The following is a 19,680-nucleotide window of genomic DNA, read 5'->3' as shown; positions in this document are numbered from 1 at the left end:
CACTCGGATCGAATAAGTGCCAGGGAGGTGAATGATGGCGGATCGCAAATCGATTGTTCTCAAGGCAATCGTGGAAGAGTACGTAGCCACTCGTGAACCTGTCGGCTCCAAGGCAGTGGTAGAACGCCATAAATTAGGTGTGTCGCCGGCAACTGTGCGCAACGATATGGTCCAGCTTGAGGAAGCAGGATTAATCGTGCAACCGCACACGTCGGCAGGACGTATCCCAACGGATGCTGGATATCGCGCTTTCGTGAACTCCATTGCCAAAGTTAAGCCACTGAGAAAAGCACAGCGCGCAGCAATTAATGAGATGCTCACAGGAGCAGTTGACCTTGACGATGTTCTCGAACGCACTGTTCGTCTACTCGCACAATTCACGCATCAAGTAGCGGTGGTGCAATACCCGTCGCTGACACGAGTTTCCTTGCGTCATGTTGAATTATTGTTGCTCGCTCCACGGGTGATCCTTGTGGTGATCATTACAGACGCGGGGCGAGTGGAACAGCGTACGTTAGCATCCGAATCGTTCCACACAGAAATTGAGCTACGTCAGATTGCTTGCGCACTGAATGAAACCTGCGTGGGCGCCTCTGTCGAGAATCTCAACCCCAGTGGGCTCGCTGCACAAGAATTGCTTCCAATTTCGCTTCGGGCACTGGCAGCATCGGTGATCGAAACGATCGATGCGACGTTGCGCACCGATGTTGAAGAGCGTGTTTTGGTGGCTGGCACAGGTAATCTCACCCGGTACGGTAGTGATCCAGCGGAAATCGCTCCCGTTCTCGACAAACTTGAAGAGCAAGTTGTTCTTCTTCGTCTGCTGGCACATCAAGTGGGCGGACTTGGTGTGCGAATTGGTGCAGAAAACGGTGACGATCTTGGAGAAACGTCTGTTGTCTCCACGGATTATTCGGGAGGACACGCTGGAGCCGTCGCACGTCTCGGCGTTGTTGGCCCAACTCGAATGGACTATCCGGGCGCGATGAGCTCGGTTTATGCGGTTGCCCAGTACCTGTCCGACATCCTGGGGCAAACCGGCGAGGACTAAAAGGAAGGAACACGTGGCAGATTATTACGAGGTTCTCGGTGTTTCGCGCGATGCGAGCCCAGAGGAAATCAAGAAGGCATACCGCAAGCTTGCTCGCAAGTTGCACCCCGACGTTGCCGGTCCTGAGGGAGCAGACCAGTTCAAAGAAGTAACCGAGGCCTACGACATTTTGAGCAACGATGAGAAGCGCAAGATGTATGACATGGGCGGAGCAGATGCGTTGCGCTCAGGCGGCGGTTTCCCTGGAGGCGATGGATTCGGTTTTGAAGACATTTTCAATTCGTTCTTCGGAGGGCCGATGGGCGGGAGCCGTGGGCCGGCTTCACGAGCGCGGAAGGGCGGTGACACCCTCGTCGATCTCGAGATTACCTTGCAGGATGTTGTGTTCGGTGCCGACCATCAATTCAGCTACGATGCGATGATCGAGTGTAATACGTGTCACGGTGAGATGAGTGAGCCAGGTTTTGACCCGGAAACATGTTCGCAGTGTGGAGGCAGCGGCTCGATTCAAAAGGTGACCCAATCCTTCCTCGGGCAGATGGTTACCCAGGCAGCTTGCCCAACCTGCCGCGGATACGGAACCGTGATCACACACCCATGCCACGAATGTGCAGGAGAAGGGCGTATCTCGGCCTCGCGTACCACCACCGTTAAAATCCCTGCTGGAGTGGATAACGGGATGCAGATTCGAATTGCCGGCATGGGTGACGCCGGTGTTGGCGGCGGTCCTGCAGGAGATCTTTTTGCGCAGGTACACGTGGCTCCTCACCACCTCTTCGAACGACGCGGTGACGATCTCCTGACCACAATCGAAGTTCCTATGACTTCAGCGGCTCTCGGTACTGATGTGACGATTGAGACGTTCGACGGTGATAAATCGATCACGATTGAACCGGGCACCCAAGCGGGCAAAGTCATTTCATTGGCAGAGCTCGGTGTGGGACGTTTGCGCCGACGTAACCGTGGGCACTTGCTCATCACAGTTGCAGTGACGACGCCGACGCACCTTGACGAGGAACAGCGCCAGCTTCTGGCCAAGCTTGCTGAGCTGCGTGGTGAGGAGCGGACGAAGGTTGATGGCAACACAGAGAATTCCACGGTGTTTTCACGTCTCAGGGAAAAGTTCGGAGGGAACTAATGACTCGACCCGTTTATGTCGATCCGTCGCTCGTGCCACTCGAACGCGGCACCCTGCTTTCTCTGGAAGGTGAGGAGGCTCGACACGCAGTAGCGGTTCGACGAACGCATCCGGGCGAGGAACTCGACATCGTGTCGGGTCGCGGTGTGCGTGTCAGGGTCGAAGTGACCGCTGTCTCGAAGACATCGCTGACAGGCACAGTCATCGAGTCATTCGAGGAGGCACCCTCGCGGCCGCAAATTGTGTTAGTCCAGGCTCTTGCGAAGGGCGGACGGGACGAGCAGGCAGTGGAAACCGCGACGGAGTTCGGTGTTGACCACGTGATTCCATGGGAGTCTGATCGGACGATCGTTTCCTGGTCGAATCCCGGGAAGACGGAGAAAGGACGTGCCAAATGGCAGGGAGTTGCGGTGACGGCTGCGAAACAATCGCGGCGTTCGTGGATCCCCACCGTCGGCGCTCCTGTGTCAACAAAAGAACTCACTGAGTGGATACGCGCTGAAAAATTGACAGGTGGACGTATCTTCATCTGTCATGAGTCGGCCACAGACACACTTGTATCAAAGCTTTCTGACGGTACGTCGCTTGCAGGAGACAGCGCGCCCCGGATCACTGTCGTCGTCGGCCCGGAGGGGGGAATCAGTGATGTGGAGATCATGCTTCTTGCCGATGCAGGTGGGGAAGTAGTGCTGCTTGGCGAACATGTACTTCGCTCAGCGACAGCGGGGCCGTGGGCAATTGCTGTGTTACGGGCACGAGGAGGAAACTCATGGAGACTCTGAACCTGGTGGTTCCGGCGTCCGTGCCAATGATCAATCTGCTTGGACACGACGACGCCGTGTTGCGCACTCTGGAACACGGACTGTTCCCGGTGACGTTCCATGTACGTGGACACAAGATTACGATGAACGGTCCGAGTGAAGAGATCAGCCTGGCTGGGCGTCTGATGAGGGAATTGATTGCTGTCGTGGTGTCGGGCGAGCATTTGACAACTGACGCTGTTGAACGTGCTATTTCGATCACGAAGTCGGGACTGGCTCGACCGACCGTGCTGATGAGTACGGATATTGTCACCGCCCGCGGAAAAACGATTCGCCCCAAAACTCTTGGACAGAAAGCCTATATTGAGGCGATTGACGCACACGCTGTGACTTTTGGTATCGGGCCTGCTGGCACTGGGAAGACCTACCTGGCCGTTGCCAAGGCAGTCATGGCGTTGATGAATAAAGATGTCAAGCGCATTGTGCTTTCACGTCCAGTGGTGGAAGCAGGAGAATCGTTGGGATATTTACCCGGAACCCTGAATGACAAGATCGATCCGTACATGCGGCCGCTCTATGATGCGTTATACGACATGCTTGATCCAGAAGCGATCGTGAAGCTTCTTGCGGCAGGAACTATCGAAATTGCGCCACTGGCGTACATGCGCGGCCGAACTTTGACGGACGCATTCGTGATCTTGGACGAGGCGCAAAACACTACACCCGAGCAGATGAAAATGTTCCTGACTCGATTGGGTTTTGGATCCACGATGGTCATTACTGGCGATTTGACTCAGGTAGATCTTCCACGCAAAGCGACGTCAGGGCTTGCGCTTGCCCGACGGATTTTGGCGGGAGTGGATAACGTGGCATTCTCAGATTTTGGTTCGGCAGACGTCGTTCGTAACCGGATCGTAGCCGATATTATTGACGCCTACACACGTTATGAAGAGGATGAATCATGATCGAAGTCAACGATGAATCGGGATACACCCCGGCTCCGGATTTAGCAGAGATTTCCGCGCTAGCGACATTCGTACTCAATGAGATGCGCGTGCATCCGCAGGCTGATCTTAACGTGATGATGATTGATGACGAAGCAATGTCGACTTTGCACAAGAAGTGGATGGATCTTGACGGGACAACGGATGTGATGTCTTTTCCGATGGATGAGCTTCGCCCAGCGCCGCTCGGAGAAGAACCTAAGCCGGGAATGCTTGGAGACATCGTGGTCTCGCCGTCAGTCGCCGCTGTTCAAGCCCTCAAAGGCGGTCATGCGACGCAAGAAGAGATCTTGCTACTCGTGACACATGGAATCTTGCATCTGCTGGGATACGACCATGCTGAACCTGAAGAGAAGAAAGAAATGTTCACCCTTCAGCGCACGCTGTTGCTGACATTCCTCGCTTCGCGTCGCGACGATTTCCAGGATGGCGATATTGACATGATCGCGCCCCAGTAGAGTGATCGATATGAGTATCGAGTTTACACTCTATGTTCTATTGGCATTGGCTGCCCTTGCATCTTCTGCATACACAACGCTTGTCGGAGCTGCGCTGACCCGTATCTCACGTTCACAAGCCGCCCACGCTCAAAGTGAGGGAGCGAAGTATATCCTGCGCATTGTCGAGCAACGCCCTGCTGCGGCGTCGGCAGTCAATCTCATTTATGGCGTTCAAGTGGGAGTCTTTGCTGTTGCCTCAGCGTTGGCTGTGCAATCTCTGACTCAGACATATTGGGTCACTGCCGTGATTTGTGTGGGAAGCATTGTGGTGCTTTTCCCTCTCCTGCGAGTTCTCGTTCCATCCTCAATTGGTCACAAACATCCGGCGGCGATTATCGGAGCCACCGAGCGTTTTTTGGCTATCGTGACATGGTTTACCGCGAAGTTTGTGCGCGAGCGTAAACCGATTGATGAGATTGAACGCGAAGCGTATGAAGAGAGCCAACGCACGGCGATGGTCGAACGTGTGGCAGAATCGAAAGCAGTGGACGACGACGAACGTTCTCTTCTCGCTTCAGTTTTCAAGCTCTCAAGCACGCGCGTTCGCGAAGTGATGGTTCCCCGTCCGGATATGATCACTATCGACAGCGAAGAGACATTGGATAAGGCCGTGTCACTTTTTGCGCGCTCTGGTTTTTCGCGTGTGCCAGTGGCTGGTGAATCGGTAGATGATCTTTTGGGAATTCTATATCTCAAAGATGCCATCATGCGGATGCACGAGGGTGCAATTGATCGCCTGTTGGTCACTGAGGTGATGCGCACTCCAGTGTTCGTCCCCGAAACAATGATGGCAGACGATCTTCTCCACCAGATGCAATCTGATTCGAACCATATTGCACTCGTCGCAGATGAATACGGCGGAATCGCTGGTTTGGTCACGATCGAGGATCTTCTGGAAGAACTCGTCGGTGAAATGAACGATGAGCACGATCGCGCTCTCCCCGAACTCGAGCAACTCAGTGAAGGGATATACCGCTTACCTGCTCGTATGCCTATTACCGAGGTGGGTGAGCTCTTTGGACTTGAGCTTATTGACGATGACGTCGATACAATTGGTGGTCTTCTGACGAAGGCGCTCGGTCAGGTGCCGATCTGGGGAAGTACAGTTGATGTTCAAGGACTTCATCTGAAGGCAGATGGATTTGAAGGTAGGCGCAATCGACTTGCATGGGTGCGTGCGAACATAACGGAGGAAGAAAATGACTGAAGACTTTCGCGCAGGATTCGTCGCAATTGTCGGACGGCCGAATGCTGGAAAGTCCACACTTACCAATGCCATGGTCGGAGAAAAGATTGTCATTACGGCAAATCAACCCGAAACAACTCGGCGTGCGGTCCGCGGAATTGTCCAGCGTCCAAGTGGACAACTGATTCTTGTTGATACACCGGGGCTACACCGCCCACGAACTCTTCTAGGAGAGCGACTGAACGACATGGTTCGTGATTCTCTCGAAGACGTGGACGCTGTTGTGATATGCCTTCCGGCCGATGAGAAAGTTGGCCCGGGAGATAGGTATCTCCTCGGTGTTGTTGCCCATGCACAAGCGCCGATCTTCGCGGTGATCACCAAGGTTGACAAGGTCAGCAAGGATGCACTCGCCGCGAAGATCATCGAGATTTCACAACTGGGTGACTTCGAGGAGATTGTTCCTGTTAGTGCAGTCAAGAATGACCAAGTCGAGCTTCTGTCATCCCTCATCCTTGAGCGGATGCCGATCTCTCCGCCCCTCTATCCTACCGATTCGGTCACGGATGCCTCTGATGAAGAACGTATTGCGGATCTGATTCGTGAAGCGTCTCTTGAGGGCGTCCGCGATGAGTTGCCACATTCGATCGCTGTCATTATTGAGGAAATGGAAGAACGTCCGGCACGCCGCGGAGACCATCGTCCACCGATGATCGATATTCATGCCTCAATTTTTGTGGAACGAGATTCACAAAAGGGGATTGTCATCGGACGTGGGGGAAGCCGCTTGCGTTCAGTCGGCTCTGCTGCTCGTGCTGGAATTGAACAACTATTAGGGCGCCAGGTCTTCCTCTCCTTGCGCGTTAAAGTTGCTCGTGATTGGCAGCGTGACCCGAAACAACTAGGCAAGCTCGGCTTTTAGGAAGGGCTTTCGGAGCCCTGGCGACAGTGCCATAATAGTCAGGTGAAAACTTACCGTGTTCATGCGATCGTGCTTCGTCACCAACATTTAGGCGAAGCCGATCGCATCGTCACATTATTTACGCGTGAGCGGGGGATTGTGCGCGCGGTAGCAAAAGGTATTCGCCGCACAAAATCTCGCTTTGGGGCGCGGCTTGAACCATTTTCCTTCGTCGATCTTCAACTCTACGAAGGGCGTAGCCTCGATGTCGTGACGCAGGCCGAATCTATTCATCAGTTCGGTCGCCACATTGTCTCCTCATATCAGGCCTATACATCAGCCTGCGCGATGGTTGAACTCACGCAGAGGCTATTGCCTGCAGAAGAAGAACCAGATGTCGCACTGTTTCGCCTTCTTCACGGTGCGCTAGCAGCACTTGCTGAAGGTAGTCGTGGCGCAGATCTCTTGATGAACTCCTATATAGTCCGCGCGCTTGCTCACACTGGGTGGGAACTGGCGATTTTTGAATGCGCCAAGTGCGGTGTCGAAGGGCCACATGAAGCCTTCAATGTTTACGCTGGAGGCGCCGTATGTGACGATTGCCGCCCCCCAGGTTCTGCAACTCCGTCGGTGGAAACGTGGCAGTTACTGGCAGCACTGAGCGTCGGTGATTGGAAGATTGCGACGATGGCGAGCGCACCTGCACGTCGAGCGGTTGCTGCGTTAATTGCAGCATATGCTCAATACCAGGTCGAACGGTCAGTGCGTTCACTCAGGTTGGCAAACGGGTAAGCTAGCTTCATGATCACACCTCCTCCTCACCCCTCTGGGATGACCCCACCGAAAGTGGATGCCCCTGCACACATCGCCATCGTGATGGACGGCAATGGTCGTTGGGCGAATGCTCGCGGTTTACCACGCACAGAAGGACATCGTGCTGGTGAACTCTCGCTCATGGATACGATCGCTGGTTGTCTTGAAGTAGGCGTCAAGGTGCTCTCTGTTTATGCGTTTTCGACTGAGAATTGGAAGCGTTCACCACGTGAAGTGGCTTTTTTGATGAATTATTCGCGTGATGTGATCCGTTCACGGCGCAGCGAACTTAACGACTGGGGCGTGAAAGTGTTGTGGTCAGGTCGCGTGCCACGGTTGTGGAAATCGGTGATCACCGAGCTCAAAGCTGCTGAAAAAGTCACGGAATCCAATCGTGCGATGGTTCTCAATTTCTGCTGTAACTATGGTGGCCGCGCTGAGATCGCCGACGCTGTAGCACGGCTAGCTGCGGATGTTGAGTCCGGGACTGTGCGAGTGAAAGACATTGATCCCGATGTCTTGAGCAGATACATGTATCAGCCTGACTTACCTGACGTTGATCTGTTTATTCGTAGCGGCGGCGAACAACGCACGTCGAACTTTATGCTGTGGCAGTCTCCTTACGCTGAATTTATGTTCGTTCCGGAACCGTGGCCGGAATTTGACCGTCGCATATTGTGGCGCTGTATTGAGCAGTTCGCTGGACGCGAGCGGCGTTTTGGCAGTGCGTTAGATCAAATTGCGCAGTAATTGCAGTTATGACAGTGGAGGCGCACGAGCTGTGACAGTGCGCCTCAACTATCATTCGTGATGACTATGCCATGGGAGCGCCGACGAGGTACCCCAATCCATAGGTCACCCACATTGCGGCGTTCCCCCATAAGATATTGCGGATCATTGCCGGGGCAATCGGGGCATCGCCAAGTGACGCTGAGACACCTCCAGTGATGGCAAGAGCAATTGACACAGCGATCGCCGTCGTCACCACAGCAATCGATACAGGGGAGAGCAAAATCGCGGCCATCGGGATGATTGAGCCAAGCACGAAAGCCAGCATCGAGGCAAGGGCAGCGTGCCACGGGTTCGTGAGTTCATCAGAGTCGAGCCCGAATTCATAGTGGGCGTGAGCTTCATACGGATCGCGGGCAGAAAACTCACGCGCGATCTTGGCAGCTATCGGCTTAGAGATTCCCCGTCCAGCGATCATGCCAGCTAACTTGCGCTGTGCTCCTGACGGATCGGAGTCGATAAATGCCCGTTGGCGTGAGAGTGCTGCGCGTTCGGAATCGCGCTGTGTGGACACTGAAACATATTCGCCTGCTGCCATCGATAATGCACCAGCGCCGATGCCGGCAATTCCAGCAGCAAGTAGCGCATGGCCGCTCAACGAAGCGCCTGAGACACCCGTGACCAATCCAGCGATCGACACAATTCCATCATTCGCCCCTAGTACGCCGGCGCGGAGCCAGTTAAGTTTTCCACCGATGGAACGTGGTTCGATGACCGGGAAGTCGGTCTCGGATGCGGCGGGGATATCTTCTATGAAAAGTGGGTGATCGAGGACTGCCATCGGGATTCTCCTTTGTTCTGTCTCGAATGTACGTCTGATTTTTGAATCCGGCCAGCAAGGGAAGCCTTACGTTATTTTGAATAAGTCAAGTTTCTTAGGGTGTCCAAAGTTCATCGAGAAATCTTTAATTGACCCCGTAAAGTCGCAAGTGAAAACGGTGTGCGTTAGGCTGAGTGACGAAAATTGCATGGAAGAAGAGGCCAATGAAACGTTGCGTAATCCTAACTCCATTCGCCGAAAAAGAGATTGTGGCTGCGGTGCTCGCGATGCGTGGTGTTGCAGCCTATGTGATTCCGTCAGACGCAGGTGTGCTCGTTGCGCTCGATGAAGCAACTGAGGAATTTCACGATTGGGACATCTCTGAACTTCTGGGCGATTCCGACACAAACAAGAAAGAGCCGACGCCGACTGAGTATGCAGCTGGTGTGCTTTCGGTACTCACCGACTACGGCGTCGTCGTCATGGAGGTTAGCCTTGGAGATGATGTTGGATCAGAGCCAGGTGTATCAGGACTCGTCAAAGCTCACCGCGTTCAATCCGGTGAACGTGGAGAAGATCTGCACGCTGGGCAGCTCATCAACGCTTTGCCAGATGAGATCGAGGATTTGTTGATCGGGGGAGATCTCGCGTCTTTCTCCAATGCGATGAACACCGCTGAATTAAGCCCACAAGATCTTCAGTCAGTCCTGAACAAACGTGGACGAACTGATTCGTGAAAGGAACGAGATGCCGATCCCTCGAGACCTTACAGGAGGAAACCCCTTCGCGGGAGATGATGGTTCGATCGAACCGCCCCTCGCACATGCGCTTACACAGCCTGAGGATCTTCGGGCGAAAGCCGTAGTGGATGCACTTGGTCGCGTCTTAGTTCCCGTTGTCCCACATGCGCATCCGGGGCGTAATACTGATGGTGCCGTGATTGAGCACGAAAAAGTGGCCACCAATGCCTGTGGGACAGAGGATGATTCCCTCGTGAAGATTCCATTTCCAGGTGGCCGTGATTCGCTTGTTGTTTTTTCCTCAGCTCAGGCGATGGGAGCCTGGAATCCGCAGGCTCGTCCTGTTCCGGCGAATATTATGACCGTCGCTTCGGAGGCTCTTCGTCTTGAAATTGGTCTCATTACGCTTGATCCAGGTCTTGCAAGCCAAACATGGATTGGACGTAGCGCTGTTGTTGCTCTGGCGACTCGCACACCATGGCGTGCACCCTGGGAAGATCCGTATCTTGCTGAGATTCTCAACGATGGTCTCGGTGATGACGCACGTGTTCGTCTCGTCCCTGGCGCGGATGGGACGACGGTGGTCGAACTCGTTGTAGGAGGCATGGACAAGCAAGAGGTGCTCGTTCTCATTGCTGCGCTCACATCGTTGATTGAGACTAATGAGTACATCAAGGCGCGCCTTGATGCTGTCGAGATCCGACCGGTGCTCAGTTAGCGTGTGCAACGTCACCTTGTGACCGCACCTTCGCTAAATGAAGCACAAGTTGTATTAGTGCTAGACTACACGTGACCGACCGGCAGATTGCCGGAACGCAAGCGGAGCAATCCCACCTGGATCCCTCAGGGATCGGGTTTCACAAAACGGCCTTTTGCCGTTGCCCTTGTGAACTCCGTGCGCATTCGGAACGGAGCAGAGGAGCAATTATTAACGAGCCAAGAGTCAACGATCGTATTCGCGTCCGCGAGGTCCGCCTTGTTGGTCCTGCGGGTGAGCAGGTCGGAGTGGTTCGCGTCGAAGACGCGCTGCGTCTGGCAAGCGAAGCGAACCTCGATCTAGTTGAGGTGGCGCCGAACGCTAATCCTCCCGTCGCAAAGCTTATGGACTACGGCAAGTACAAATACGAAGCCGCCCAGAAAGCCCGCGACGCCCGCCGTAATCAGGCAAATACTCAGATTAAAGAGATTCGTCTGAGCCTGAAGATCGACTCGCATGATTATGAGACCAAACTTAAGCACGCCAACAAATTCCTTGATGGTGGCGACAAGGTGAAGGTTCAGCTGCGATTCCGCGGTCGCGAGCAATCGCGCCCCGAGGTTGGCCTGAAACTCATGCAGAAGGTTGCTGAGGATCTGAAGGAAAATTCCACATTGGAATCGGCACCGCGTGTTGACGGCCGCAATATGGTGATGGTTTTGGCGCCGCTAAAGAAGAAGTCTGAAGCGAAGTCAGATCAACGCCGCCGTCGTGAAGCTGAGCGTGACCATCGTAAGGCTGAGGAAGCACGTCGCACCGAAAAGAATGCGCAGCGAGTCGCCGCTAAGAGCGAATCGGACGAGAAGTAGAAACCAATCCCTCAGGGATTCGAAAAGAAGGGGTACATCATGCCGAAGATGAAGACTCACTCGGGTACCAAGAAGCGTATCCGTGTTACCGGTAAGGGCAAGCTCATGCGTGAGCAGGCTGGCAAGCGCCACCTCCTTGAGCACAAGTCCTCCCGCCGTACACGCCGCCTGTCCTCGGATCAGCCGGTCGCGCGCGCGGACGTCAAGATGATGAAGAAGCTGCTCGGACGCTGAAGCTAAAAGGAGAAAAAGACTATGGCACGCGTAAAGAACGCCGTTAACGCTAAGAAGAAGCGTCGCACAACCCTCGACCGCGCCTCAGGTTACCGCGGTCAGCGCTCCCGCCTTTACCGTAAGGCCAAGGAGCAAGTCACGCACTCGTTCGTGTACAACTACCGTGATCGCAAGGCTCGCAAGAACGAGTTCCGCAAGCTCTGGATCGCACGTATCAACGCTGGTGCTCGCGCTAACGGCATGACCTACAACCGACTCATCCAAGGTCTTCGTTTGGCTGAACTAGAGATCGACCGCCGTATGCTCGCTGAGCTCGCCGTGAACGATCCTGCAGCATTTGCCGCTGTTGTTGAGAAGGCTCGCAAGGCTCTTCCAACTGATGTAAATGCTCCAGTTGCCTGAAAACGGCTTTTTCAAGGTGCGCACCTTCCGGGGTGCGCACCTTTCTTTTCTGCCGCATCGATGCACCTCAATTAACGTCAACTATTGATGCCCGGTAGAATCGAGATATGCGTAAAACGATGGATCGGATGACCGGTCAACTCAAGAAGGTTGTGGGCTTGTACTCGCGCTCATCACGGCGTAAATGGGAACAGGCAGTAGTCGAAGGCCCACAAGCGGTACGTGAAGTCCTGCGCTACTGTCCACAATTGATCCGGGATGTGTACGTCACCCACACTGGATTGGATGCGCACCCGGATATCGACTCCTTGCTCCGATCAGTCGACCCTTTCACTCATATCTTGCCTGAAGATCTCTTTGAGCAGGTCACGCTCACAGCACAGGGACTCCTCGCTGTCATCGATATTCCTGATGAACTTGAGTTTGACGAACTCATGGCGCAATCGCCGTCGCTCATTGTTTGCCCAGTGCAACTCTCTGATCCAGGAAATCTTGGGACAATCATTCGAAGCGCGGATGCTGCTGGTGCAGACGCGGTGATTCTCGGTGCGGGAAGCGTCGAGGCAACGAACCCGAAGGTTATTCGATCCACTGCTGGCTCAGCTTTCCACTTGCCTATTCTCGAGGAAGAGGATGTGGTCACTGTGGTTGCGCGAGTCAAGTCACACGGAATGCAGGTTCTCCTTGCCGACGGAGGAGGTGACACCGATTTAATCGATCTTCAGCAGGCTACTATTCTGGCAAGCGCTCGGGGTGTGGAACCTGCCGGTGTCGATCTACGTCGGCCGACCTTGTGGCTAGTTGGCAATGAAGCCCACGGCTTCACTTCTGAGCAACGTGCTCTTGCTGACGCTGTCGTTTCTCTGCCCATGTGGGGTAACTCTGAGTCACTCAATGTCGCGATGGCGGCGACCCTCTGTCTATATGCATCAGCGTCCGCTCAACGTCGATCTTTTGCGATCTAGTGCGACCGCATAGATCCACATAGCGACACAAACCCGCTAGAATGAATGAGTATGCGCATTATCCGATTGCGAAAAGTGAAAGGTCACTATGGATCTCAGTCCGCTCGATGAGGCCGGAATCAACGCCGCAGTTGTTGCTGCCGAGGAGGCATTCGCAGCTGCGTCGTCGTTAGAGGAGCTTAAGGCTGCGCGCCTGGCTCATTCTGGCGACAACGCGCCGATCACCGCCGCTAATATGCAAATCCGCAACCTTGACAAGGCAGATAAGCCCGTCGCAGGAAAGCTCATGGGGGCTGCGCGCAAGCACATTCAAGCAGCGCTTTCGCAGGCAACTATTCGTCTCGAAGCGGAGGCCGAAGAAAAGATGCTTGCTGAAGAATCGGTAGATGTCACGATGCCGACTCGACGTGGCGCTCTTGGCGCTCGCCATCCGCTCACAGTTCTCGTGGAAGATATCAGTGATTTCTTCGTCGGTATGGGATGGGAGATTGCCGAAGGTCCAGAGCTTGAGCACGAGTGGTTCAATTTTGATTCGTTGAATTTTGGCCCCGATCACCCGGCACGCCAGATGCAAGATACCTTTTACATCGCCGGTGTCCAAGAAGTGGGTCGGGGTGAGATTGATGAAGCTCATGGACTTGTTTTGCGCACACATACCTCACCAGTTCAGTCGCATGTGATGCTTGATCGTGGAGTTCCGCTCTATATTGCCTGCCCAGGGAAGGTTTTCCGCACGGACGCCTTGGATTCTACTCACACGCCGGTGTTCCATCAGGTTGAGGGTCTCGCAGTCGATAAAGGCTTAACCATGGAACATTTGAAGGGAACGCTTGATCACTTCGCCCGATCAATGTTCGGCCCAGAGGCAAAGACGCGCTTGCGCCCGTCGTATTTCCCCTTCACCGAGCCCAGTGCAGAGATGGATCTGTGGTTCCCGCAAAAGAAGGGCGGTCCAGGCTGGATCGAATGGGGCGGTTGCGGAATGGTAAACCCCGAAGTATTGAGAAACTCAGGCATTGATCCTGAAGTCTATACAGGGTTTGCGTTCGGTATGGGGATTGAGCGAACCCTCATGCTCCGTCATGGAATCGCTGACATGCGCGACATGGTCGAAGGCGATGTACGTTTCTCAGCTCAATTCGGCACAACAGGAAGGGGCAACTGACTATGCCATTCGTTCCCATTGATTGGTTAAAAGAGCACGTTGACATTCCTGCCGGTTTGAGTGCTGAGCAACTTGCCGCTGATCTGGTCAAGGTCGGCTTGGAGGAAGAAGAAATTCATCGTAGCGACGTGACGGGGCCGATCGTCGTCGGCAAGGTTCTGACGTTAGCGAAAGAAGAGCAGAAGAACGGCAAACTGATCAACTACTGCCGTGTCGACGTCGGCAAATACAATGACGAGCCTGGTACAGGCAAGGAGCCTGTTGATTTCCCATCGAAGGGTATCATTTGTGGTGCCCATAACTTCGTTGAAGGTGACTACGTCGTCGTATCACTTCCAGGGGCCGTGCTTCCAGGTGATTTTGCGATCGCAGCGCGCAAGACATACGGGCATATTTCAGATGGCATGATCTGTTCCGCCACTGAACTCGGACTTGCACAGGAGAGCGATGGCATTATTGTTCTTGCCCATGAAGGCGATGCTGATGCAATCGCTCAGATTCCGGATCCAGGCGAAGACGTGCTGGGATACCTCGGACTGGACAGCGAAGTTCTTGAAATTAACGTTACGCCCGATCGTGGCTATTGCTTCTCGATGCGTGGTGTTGCTCGCGAGTTCTCCCATTCTACCGGCGCGCGTTTCGTTGATCCGGGACTTGAAGAGAATTATGACGTTCCCTTAGCTCCATTTAATAACAATGGCGTTGCCGTTGAAGTTCACGATGACGCTCCTATCCATGACGTGCCAGGTGCTGATCGGTTCGTGACACGTATCGTGCGCGGTGTGAATCCAAACGCATCGTCGCCAAAGTGGATGCAAGAGCGCCTGACACAAGCAGGAATGCGTCCGATTTCATTGGCTGTTGATGCTACTAACTACGTGATGCTTGATCTTGGGCAGCCGCTTCATGCTTATGATATGGACAAAATCGTGGCTCCACTTGTTGTTCGACGTGCGCAGGAAGGTGAAAAGCTCACGACACTCGATGATGTCGATCGAACACTTGACCCAGAAGATCTTGTCATCGCAGATTCGACAGGTGGTCATGGAGCACGAGTCATTGGCTTGGCTGGTGTGATGGGTGGCTGCGCCACTGAAATCTCCGAATCAACCACTGATATTCTTATTGAAGCTGCTCACTTTGATGCGGTGTCGATTGCACGATCGGCTCGTCGTCACCGTCTTCCTTCGGAGGCGTCCAAGAGGTTCGAGCGTGGTGTTGACCCTCTGATTACAGCGATTGCTGCCCAACGTGTGGCCGAAATTTTGGTTGAATTTGGCAGCGGGCATATTGATGAAGCCAACTTCGAGTTTAATCAAGTGTCGTTACCGGCCGCGCAGAAATTCAATACCGCTGAAACTGCGCGTTTGGTGGGATTGAACCCTTCGGTTGATCAGACGGTGAAAATTCTTCGTGAAATCGGCGTCACTGTCGAGGTACTCAAGGAAGACGGCGAAAATAGCCTATTGTCTGTAACGCCGCCAACCTGGCGCCCAGACCTCGTCGGCCCGGCTCACTATGTTGAAGAAATTGCCCGACTCATTGGCTATGACAAGATTGAGTCGAAAATTCCACATGCTCCGGCTGGACGTGGCCTTACCGTGACACAACGTCAACGGCGGGACTTTGCTCGCACCTTTGCTGAGCAGGGCTGGATACAGGTTCTGAGCTACCCATTCGTGTCGGCAGCATCTTTTGACATGCAACAAATCGAGCTTGATGACCCTCGACGCCGCGCAATTCGTCTTGCCAATCCGTTGCAAGAGGACGCGCCGTATATGCGTACCTCGATTCTTTCATCGCTCTTAGCGACTGCGAAGATGAATGTTGCACGTGGTAACCCACATGTCGCGATTTTTGAGACTTCACTCGTGACATTGCCAGGAAAAATGCTGAACGTGGATAATCCAGGGGCTGGCTGTCGTCCATCGGACGATGTTTTGCGCCAACTCCACGATGCGATTCCAATGCAGCCATTCCATATTGCTGGAGTAGCAACCCCTCAAGTCACTGCGTCTGTTTTTGGTTTCGAACAAGAAATTTGGGACTGGCGAGATGCCATCGAAGCTCTCAAAGGTGCTGCACGGAGCGTTGGTGTTGAAGCAAAAGTTGAAAAAGCCCAGTATGCGCCGTTCCATCCGGGACGAACCGGAGCATTAGTCGTGGCAGGAGCTATCGTGGGCTACGCGGGGGAGCTTGCCCCGAAGGTTGCTCAGGCGTTCGATCTACCCAAGCGTTCCATCGCTTTTGAATTCAATGCCGATGCGCTTATGGAAGCCCGTGGCGGGGAGCCTATTCAGGTAGCTCCTGTCGCCACCTACCCGTCAGCAAAGGAAGATATTGCGCTTGTTGTCGATGAAAAATATACGATCGACGACGTCGCTACAGTGATTCGTGACGCGGCCGGAGACGTTCTGGAGGATCTTCACCTCTTTGATATTTACCGTGGAGATCAGGTTGAAGATGGTAAAAAATCTTTAGCATTTGCGCTGCGCTTCCGCTCGGTGGATCACACACTGTCCGCTGAAGAAACGGCTGGCTTGCGAGACAAAATTGTCAAGCGTACTCGTTCGGAGTTGGGAGCACAGCTGCGTGGTTGAGCACAGGGGACTACAGTCTCAGGTCATTCTGTTGACTGGTGCTTCACGTGGTATCGGGGCAGTGATCGCGCGGACGATTGCTGCCCCGGGGCGCACACTATTATTGGTTGCCAGATCGCGGTCCGCTCTTCAGGAACAGGCCACAATATGTCGGGAATTGGGTGCGAGTGTTTATACTTACGCAGCTGAACTTTCTGATGTTGATTCTATTAATGAATTGGTTGCTCAGATTCGTCTCGATGGTTGTGTTCCAGATACATTGATCAATAACGCAGGCGTGATGGGAGCCGAAGTCGCCCCATGGGACGATGCCCCTCAGGCATGGTGGCATGTGATGGAAGTCAATGTGCGGGCACCGTATCTGCTTGCTCACGCGTTTGTCCCGGATATGCTCGAGGCTGGATTTGGCAGGATCATTGATCTTTCCTCTGGTGCTGCGATATGGGACACACCGAAGACCGTGGCTTATTACGTATCGAAGACAGCGCTTTTTCGTTTGGGTTCATCGTTACATGAGGCAGGATATACACGTGGACTGAGAGTTCTCGAAGTTGCACCAGGTGTTGTGAAAACCGACATGACTCGTGATGCTGATATGCATATTGGGCGCACTGAGTGGAATGATGCTAGCGAGGTGGCACAGATTATCGCCGCCGCCGTCGACGGAGATCTCGACGGCCTGTCTGGGGCACAGGTTCGTGCCGGGACAGATACGTTGGCAGATCTCAAAGAACGTTCGCTGTCTGGTATCGGACACGAGGATCGGCGTTTGAGGATGACGGGATTTGACAACTGAGTTTTTGTTGTTCACACCTGCAGTCGTTGTGCATTACAATGCTTCAAGTTTCATATCTATTCAACATGGAAGAAGGGGCTCATGCCGAACTCGGTCCCGAAAACCCGCACTGCACGTCAGGCAAAAATCGTCGACATCATCGAACATCACGCTGTGGCGTCACAAGCGGCACTGAGGTTGTTTCTCTCTGATATCGGTATCAATGTCACTCAGGCGACACTTTCGCGCGATTTGGAAGAACTTCGCGCCTACAAGGAATACAACGCAGAAGGCGTACGCGTCTATAAGATTCCTGATGCGGTTGAACTGAGCTTCGCCGACGCCGGCGCTCCGGGGCAGTTTGAACGGTGGGCGAGCGAGTTGATGACAGGAGCAGAGGCCGCATTAAACCAGATTGTTCTTCGAACAGTGCCTGGTGCTGCGCAACTTCTCGCATCAGCGATTGACCGCGCGGTTCTTGTCGGTGTACTTGGATGTATCGCCGGTGACGACACGGTGTTGGTCATTACCGATTCGTCTGAACGTGCACAATTGTTACGCGAAGAGCTGCTTGGGCGTGTGGGACGGTAAATCGCCTTTTGGGAGAACCTAGGGCACAATAGTTGGGTGACCATAGAAAGGAAAGACCGTGACTGATGTCCTCGAAGAATTGCAATGGCGTGGGCTGATCGCTCAGCATACTGATTTCGACGCCCTCAAAGAAGCGCTCGAATCGGGGCCGGTGACGTTCTATTGCGGTTTTGATCCGACGGCGCCTTCACTCCACCATGGACATCTTGTTGCAGTGAAGCTCATGCGCCATCTCCAGCTTGCTGGGCATCATCCACTGATCCTTATTGGGGGAGCAACAGGTCTGGTGGGTGATCCACGTGCGAAAGGTGAGCGCACACTCAATACCCGCGATGTCGTAGCTGGTTGGGCTGATGCGCTCAAGGCGCAACTTGAGTCGCTCCTTGATTTCGAGGGTGATAACCCGGCACGCACTGTCAATAACCTTGACTGGACCGAGAAAATGAGCGCGATTGATTTCTTGCGTGATCTCGGGAAAAACTTCCGCATGGGAACGATGCTGAATAAAGATATCGTTTCGCGTCGTCTTGAGTCCGACGAAGGGCTGTCCTACACAGAGTTTTCGTACCAGATACTTCAGGCCAATGATTACCTAGAACTGTTCCGACGCTATGACTGTACCCTCGAAGTTGGTGGGAACGATCAATGGGGCAACATGGCAGGCGGAATGGATCTCATCCGAAAGGTTGAAGGTAAGTCAGTTCACGTTTTGACTAACCCGCTTATCACGAAATCCGATGGAACAAAGTTTGGCAAGACCGAGGGTGGTGCTGTGTGGCTTAACCCGGACATGCTTTCGCCTTACAAGTTCTATCAATTCTGGTTGAATACAGCTGATAATGACGTCATTCATATGCTCAAAGTATTCACTTTCCTCTCACGCGAAGAAATTGCCGATCTTGAGCGTGCAGTGTCTGAACAACCCCAGGCTCGACAGGCGCAGAAAGTTTTGGCTGAGGAAGTCACCACCTGGGTTCATGGCGAGGAGAATGCGAAGCGCGCTATCGCGGCTTCAGCGGTTCTCTTTGGAAAGGAGAATCCGGCAGGGCTCGATGAGCGTACCCTGGCTGATGCAACCGCCGAATTGCCGCACGCCCAAGTTAAACTTGGTGATGAGCTGATGGATGTACTTGTTTCCCTCGGATTTGAAAAAGGCCGTGGTGCGGCACGTCGAACCATCGAATCGGGCGGAGCAAACATCAATAACATCAAGGTTGACGATGCTGATCGAAAGATGACCGAAGCCGATCTTCTCCCGGGAGGAATTATTTTGATTCGTAAGGGGCGAAAGAATCAGGCAGTAGTTCGGGTCGTACAACAATAATTATCTTGCTCCTGATTCATCAGACGGCGGGGCTGGCTTAATGAAAGCCAGCCCCGCCGTTGCTATTTCTCATGGAAACGAGGGCGAAAAACAGAAGAAAAACAAAAGTGACGGGCGACACTTTAAAATGATTTGACGGAGTTTAGATAACCGGCTAAAGTATTTTCCTGTTGCGAGGCATGAAGGAATGAACAACGAGAATAAATCGCTGGGATTTACGCAGTGCAGTGCTGATAATTGGAATGATGATTTGACGCTTTCGCGACAATGGGTTAAATTTTAACCCAGCCTCTGAAGGGAAATTTCGTAAGGGATGACTCTGAAGTGAGTGTGTTGTTTGAGATCTCAATAGTGTGTCAGCTTTTTATGTCTGACTTGGATTGAACATTTTTGGTGTTTGGTTTGGGTTGGTTTT

At 53.5% G+C, this 19,680-nt stretch carries 21 protein-coding genes; 20 read left to right on the top strand and 1 reads right to left on the bottom strand.

What is annotated here, in order from left to right:
• Positions 1 to 34 precede the first annotated feature (34 nt).
• Genes hrcA through uppS form a run of 9 tightly spaced genes read left to right on the top strand, consistent with a single transcriptional unit; the run spans position 35 to position 8,104 of the window.
• Entirely contained in the window at positions 35 to 1,051 is a 1,017-nt protein-coding gene (gene hrcA, locus ACTOVJ_RS05305) for a heat-inducible transcriptional repressor HrcA (RefSeq protein WP_449504161.1), read from the top strand.
• A 13-nt stretch (positions 1,052 to 1,064) separates the two neighbouring features.
• Positions 1,065 to 2,189, top strand: coding sequence for a molecular chaperone DnaJ (gene dnaJ, locus ACTOVJ_RS05300; protein WP_449504160.1), 1,125 nt, complete (start codon positions 1,065 to 1,067; stop codon positions 2,187 to 2,189).
• The gene (locus tag ACTOVJ_RS05295) at positions 2,189 to 2,971 is read left to right on the top strand and encodes a 16S rRNA (uracil(1498)-N(3))-methyltransferase (RefSeq protein WP_449504159.1); all 783 of its coding nucleotides are present in this window, start codon (positions 2,189 to 2,191) and stop codon (positions 2,969 to 2,971) included. The genes dnaJ and ACTOVJ_RS05295 overlap by 1 nt, the downstream gene beginning before the upstream one ends.
• Positions 2,959 to 3,915, top strand: coding sequence for a PhoH family protein (locus ACTOVJ_RS05290; RefSeq protein ID WP_449504158.1), 957 nt, complete (start codon positions 2,959 to 2,961; stop codon positions 3,913 to 3,915). Before ACTOVJ_RS05295 ends, ACTOVJ_RS05290 begins: the two co-directional genes overlap by 13 nt.
• On the top strand, positions 3,912 to 4,412 hold the full coding sequence (gene ybeY, locus ACTOVJ_RS05285) for an rRNA maturation RNase YbeY (protein WP_449504647.1): 501 nt from the start codon (positions 3,912 to 3,914) through the stop codon (positions 4,410 to 4,412). The genes ACTOVJ_RS05290 and ybeY overlap by 4 nt, the downstream gene beginning before the upstream one ends.
• A 10-nt stretch (positions 4,413 to 4,422) precedes the next feature.
• Positions 4,423 to 5,661 carry a hemolysin family protein gene (locus ACTOVJ_RS05280; protein ID WP_449502132.1) on the top strand — a complete coding sequence of 413 codons (1,239 nt, stop codon included), beginning with the start codon at positions 4,423 to 4,425 and terminating at the stop codon, positions 5,659 to 5,661.
• The gene (gene era / locus ACTOVJ_RS05275; protein ID WP_449504157.1) at positions 5,654 to 6,562 is read left to right on the top strand and encodes a GTPase Era; all 909 of its coding nucleotides are present in this window, start codon (positions 5,654 to 5,656) and stop codon (positions 6,560 to 6,562) included. Before ACTOVJ_RS05280 ends, era begins: the two co-directional genes overlap by 8 nt.
• A 42-nt stretch (positions 6,563 to 6,604) precedes the next feature.
• Positions 6,605 to 7,333 (top strand): DNA repair protein RecO, encoded by a 729-nt coding sequence (recO, locus tag ACTOVJ_RS05270; RefSeq protein ID WP_449504156.1) that lies wholly within the window; start codon positions 6,605 to 6,607, stop codon positions 7,331 to 7,333.
• 9 nt (positions 7,334 to 7,342) lie between these two features.
• Entirely contained in the window at positions 7,343 to 8,104 is a 762-nt protein-coding gene (gene uppS / locus ACTOVJ_RS05265; RefSeq protein WP_449502135.1) for a polyprenyl diphosphate synthase, read from the top strand.
• 64 nt (positions 8,105 to 8,168) lie between these two features.
• Here the strand turns inward: uppS and ACTOVJ_RS05260 are convergent, their stop codons facing one another.
• Positions 8,169 to 8,924 (bottom strand): VIT1/CCC1 transporter family protein, encoded by a 756-nt coding sequence (locus tag ACTOVJ_RS05260; protein WP_449504646.1) that lies wholly within the window; start codon positions 8,922 to 8,924, stop codon positions 8,169 to 8,171.
• Positions 8,925 to 9,127: 203 nt separating this feature from the next.
• Between ACTOVJ_RS05260 and ACTOVJ_RS05255 the strand changes: the two genes are divergently transcribed.
• The 11 genes from ACTOVJ_RS05255 (at position 9,128) to tyrS (ending at position 19,265) form a co-directional block, all read left to right on the top strand.
• A complete protein-coding gene (locus ACTOVJ_RS05255; protein WP_449504154.1) occupies positions 9,128 to 9,640 on the top strand; it encodes a hypothetical protein in 513 nt (170 codons plus the stop codon).
• Positions 9,641 to 9,650: 10 nt separating this feature from the next.
• Positions 9,651 to 10,361 carry an SseB family protein gene (locus ACTOVJ_RS05250; RefSeq protein WP_449503013.1) on the top strand — a complete coding sequence of 237 codons (711 nt, stop codon included), beginning with the start codon at positions 9,651 to 9,653 and terminating at the stop codon, positions 10,359 to 10,361.
• Between the two features lie 71 nt (positions 10,362 to 10,432).
• On the top strand, positions 10,433 to 11,209 hold the full coding sequence (gene infC / locus ACTOVJ_RS05245) for a translation initiation factor IF-3 (RefSeq protein WP_449502139.1): 777 nt from the start codon (positions 10,433 to 10,435) through the stop codon (positions 11,207 to 11,209).
• A gap of 39 nt (positions 11,210 to 11,248) precedes the next feature.
• Positions 11,249 to 11,443: a 50S ribosomal protein L35 gene (rpmI, locus tag ACTOVJ_RS05240; protein WP_278013474.1), complete on the top strand. Its 195-nt coding sequence runs from the start codon at positions 11,249 to 11,251 to the stop codon at positions 11,441 to 11,443.
• A 21-nt stretch (positions 11,444 to 11,464) separates the two neighbouring features.
• Positions 11,465 to 11,845, top strand: a complete 381-nt coding sequence (gene rplT / locus ACTOVJ_RS05235; protein WP_449502140.1) for a 50S ribosomal protein L20 — start codon at positions 11,465 to 11,467, stop codon at positions 11,843 to 11,845.
• Positions 11,846 to 11,952: 107 nt separating this feature from the next.
• Positions 11,953 to 12,810 carry a TrmH family RNA methyltransferase gene (locus ACTOVJ_RS05230; protein WP_449504153.1) on the top strand — a complete coding sequence of 286 codons (858 nt, stop codon included), beginning with the start codon at positions 11,953 to 11,955 and terminating at the stop codon, positions 12,808 to 12,810.
• Between the two features lie 88 nt (positions 12,811 to 12,898).
• A complete protein-coding gene (gene pheS / locus ACTOVJ_RS05225) occupies positions 12,899 to 13,975 on the top strand; it encodes a phenylalanine--tRNA ligase subunit alpha (protein WP_449502142.1) in 1,077 nt (358 codons plus the stop codon).
• A 2-nt stretch (positions 13,976 to 13,977) separates the two neighbouring features.
• Positions 13,978 to 16,575 carry a phenylalanine--tRNA ligase subunit beta gene (gene pheT / locus ACTOVJ_RS05220; RefSeq protein WP_449504152.1) on the top strand — a complete coding sequence of 866 codons (2,598 nt, stop codon included), beginning with the start codon at positions 13,978 to 13,980 and terminating at the stop codon, positions 16,573 to 16,575.
• Complete coding sequence (locus ACTOVJ_RS05215; RefSeq protein WP_449504151.1) at positions 16,568 to 17,371, top strand: SDR family NAD(P)-dependent oxidoreductase; 804 nt, start codon at positions 16,568 to 16,570, stop codon at positions 17,369 to 17,371. Before pheT ends, ACTOVJ_RS05215 begins: the two co-directional genes overlap by 8 nt.
• Before the next feature lie 81 nt (positions 17,372 to 17,452).
• Positions 17,453 to 17,941: an arginine repressor gene (locus ACTOVJ_RS05210; RefSeq protein ID WP_449502145.1), complete on the top strand. Its 489-nt coding sequence runs from the start codon at positions 17,453 to 17,455 to the stop codon at positions 17,939 to 17,941.
• Positions 17,942 to 17,999: 58 nt separating this feature from the next.
• Positions 18,000 to 19,265 carry a tyrosine--tRNA ligase gene (gene tyrS, locus ACTOVJ_RS05205; RefSeq protein ID WP_449504150.1) on the top strand — a complete coding sequence of 422 codons (1,266 nt, stop codon included), beginning with the start codon at positions 18,000 to 18,002 and terminating at the stop codon, positions 19,263 to 19,265.
• Positions 19,266 to 19,680 lie beyond the last annotated feature (415 nt).

The organism is Arcanobacterium sp. (ex Cirak et al. 2026) (assembly GCF_053585065.1).
Note: the sequence above shows the minus strand (reverse complement) of the source record. Positions and strands in the feature narration are given on the sequence as shown.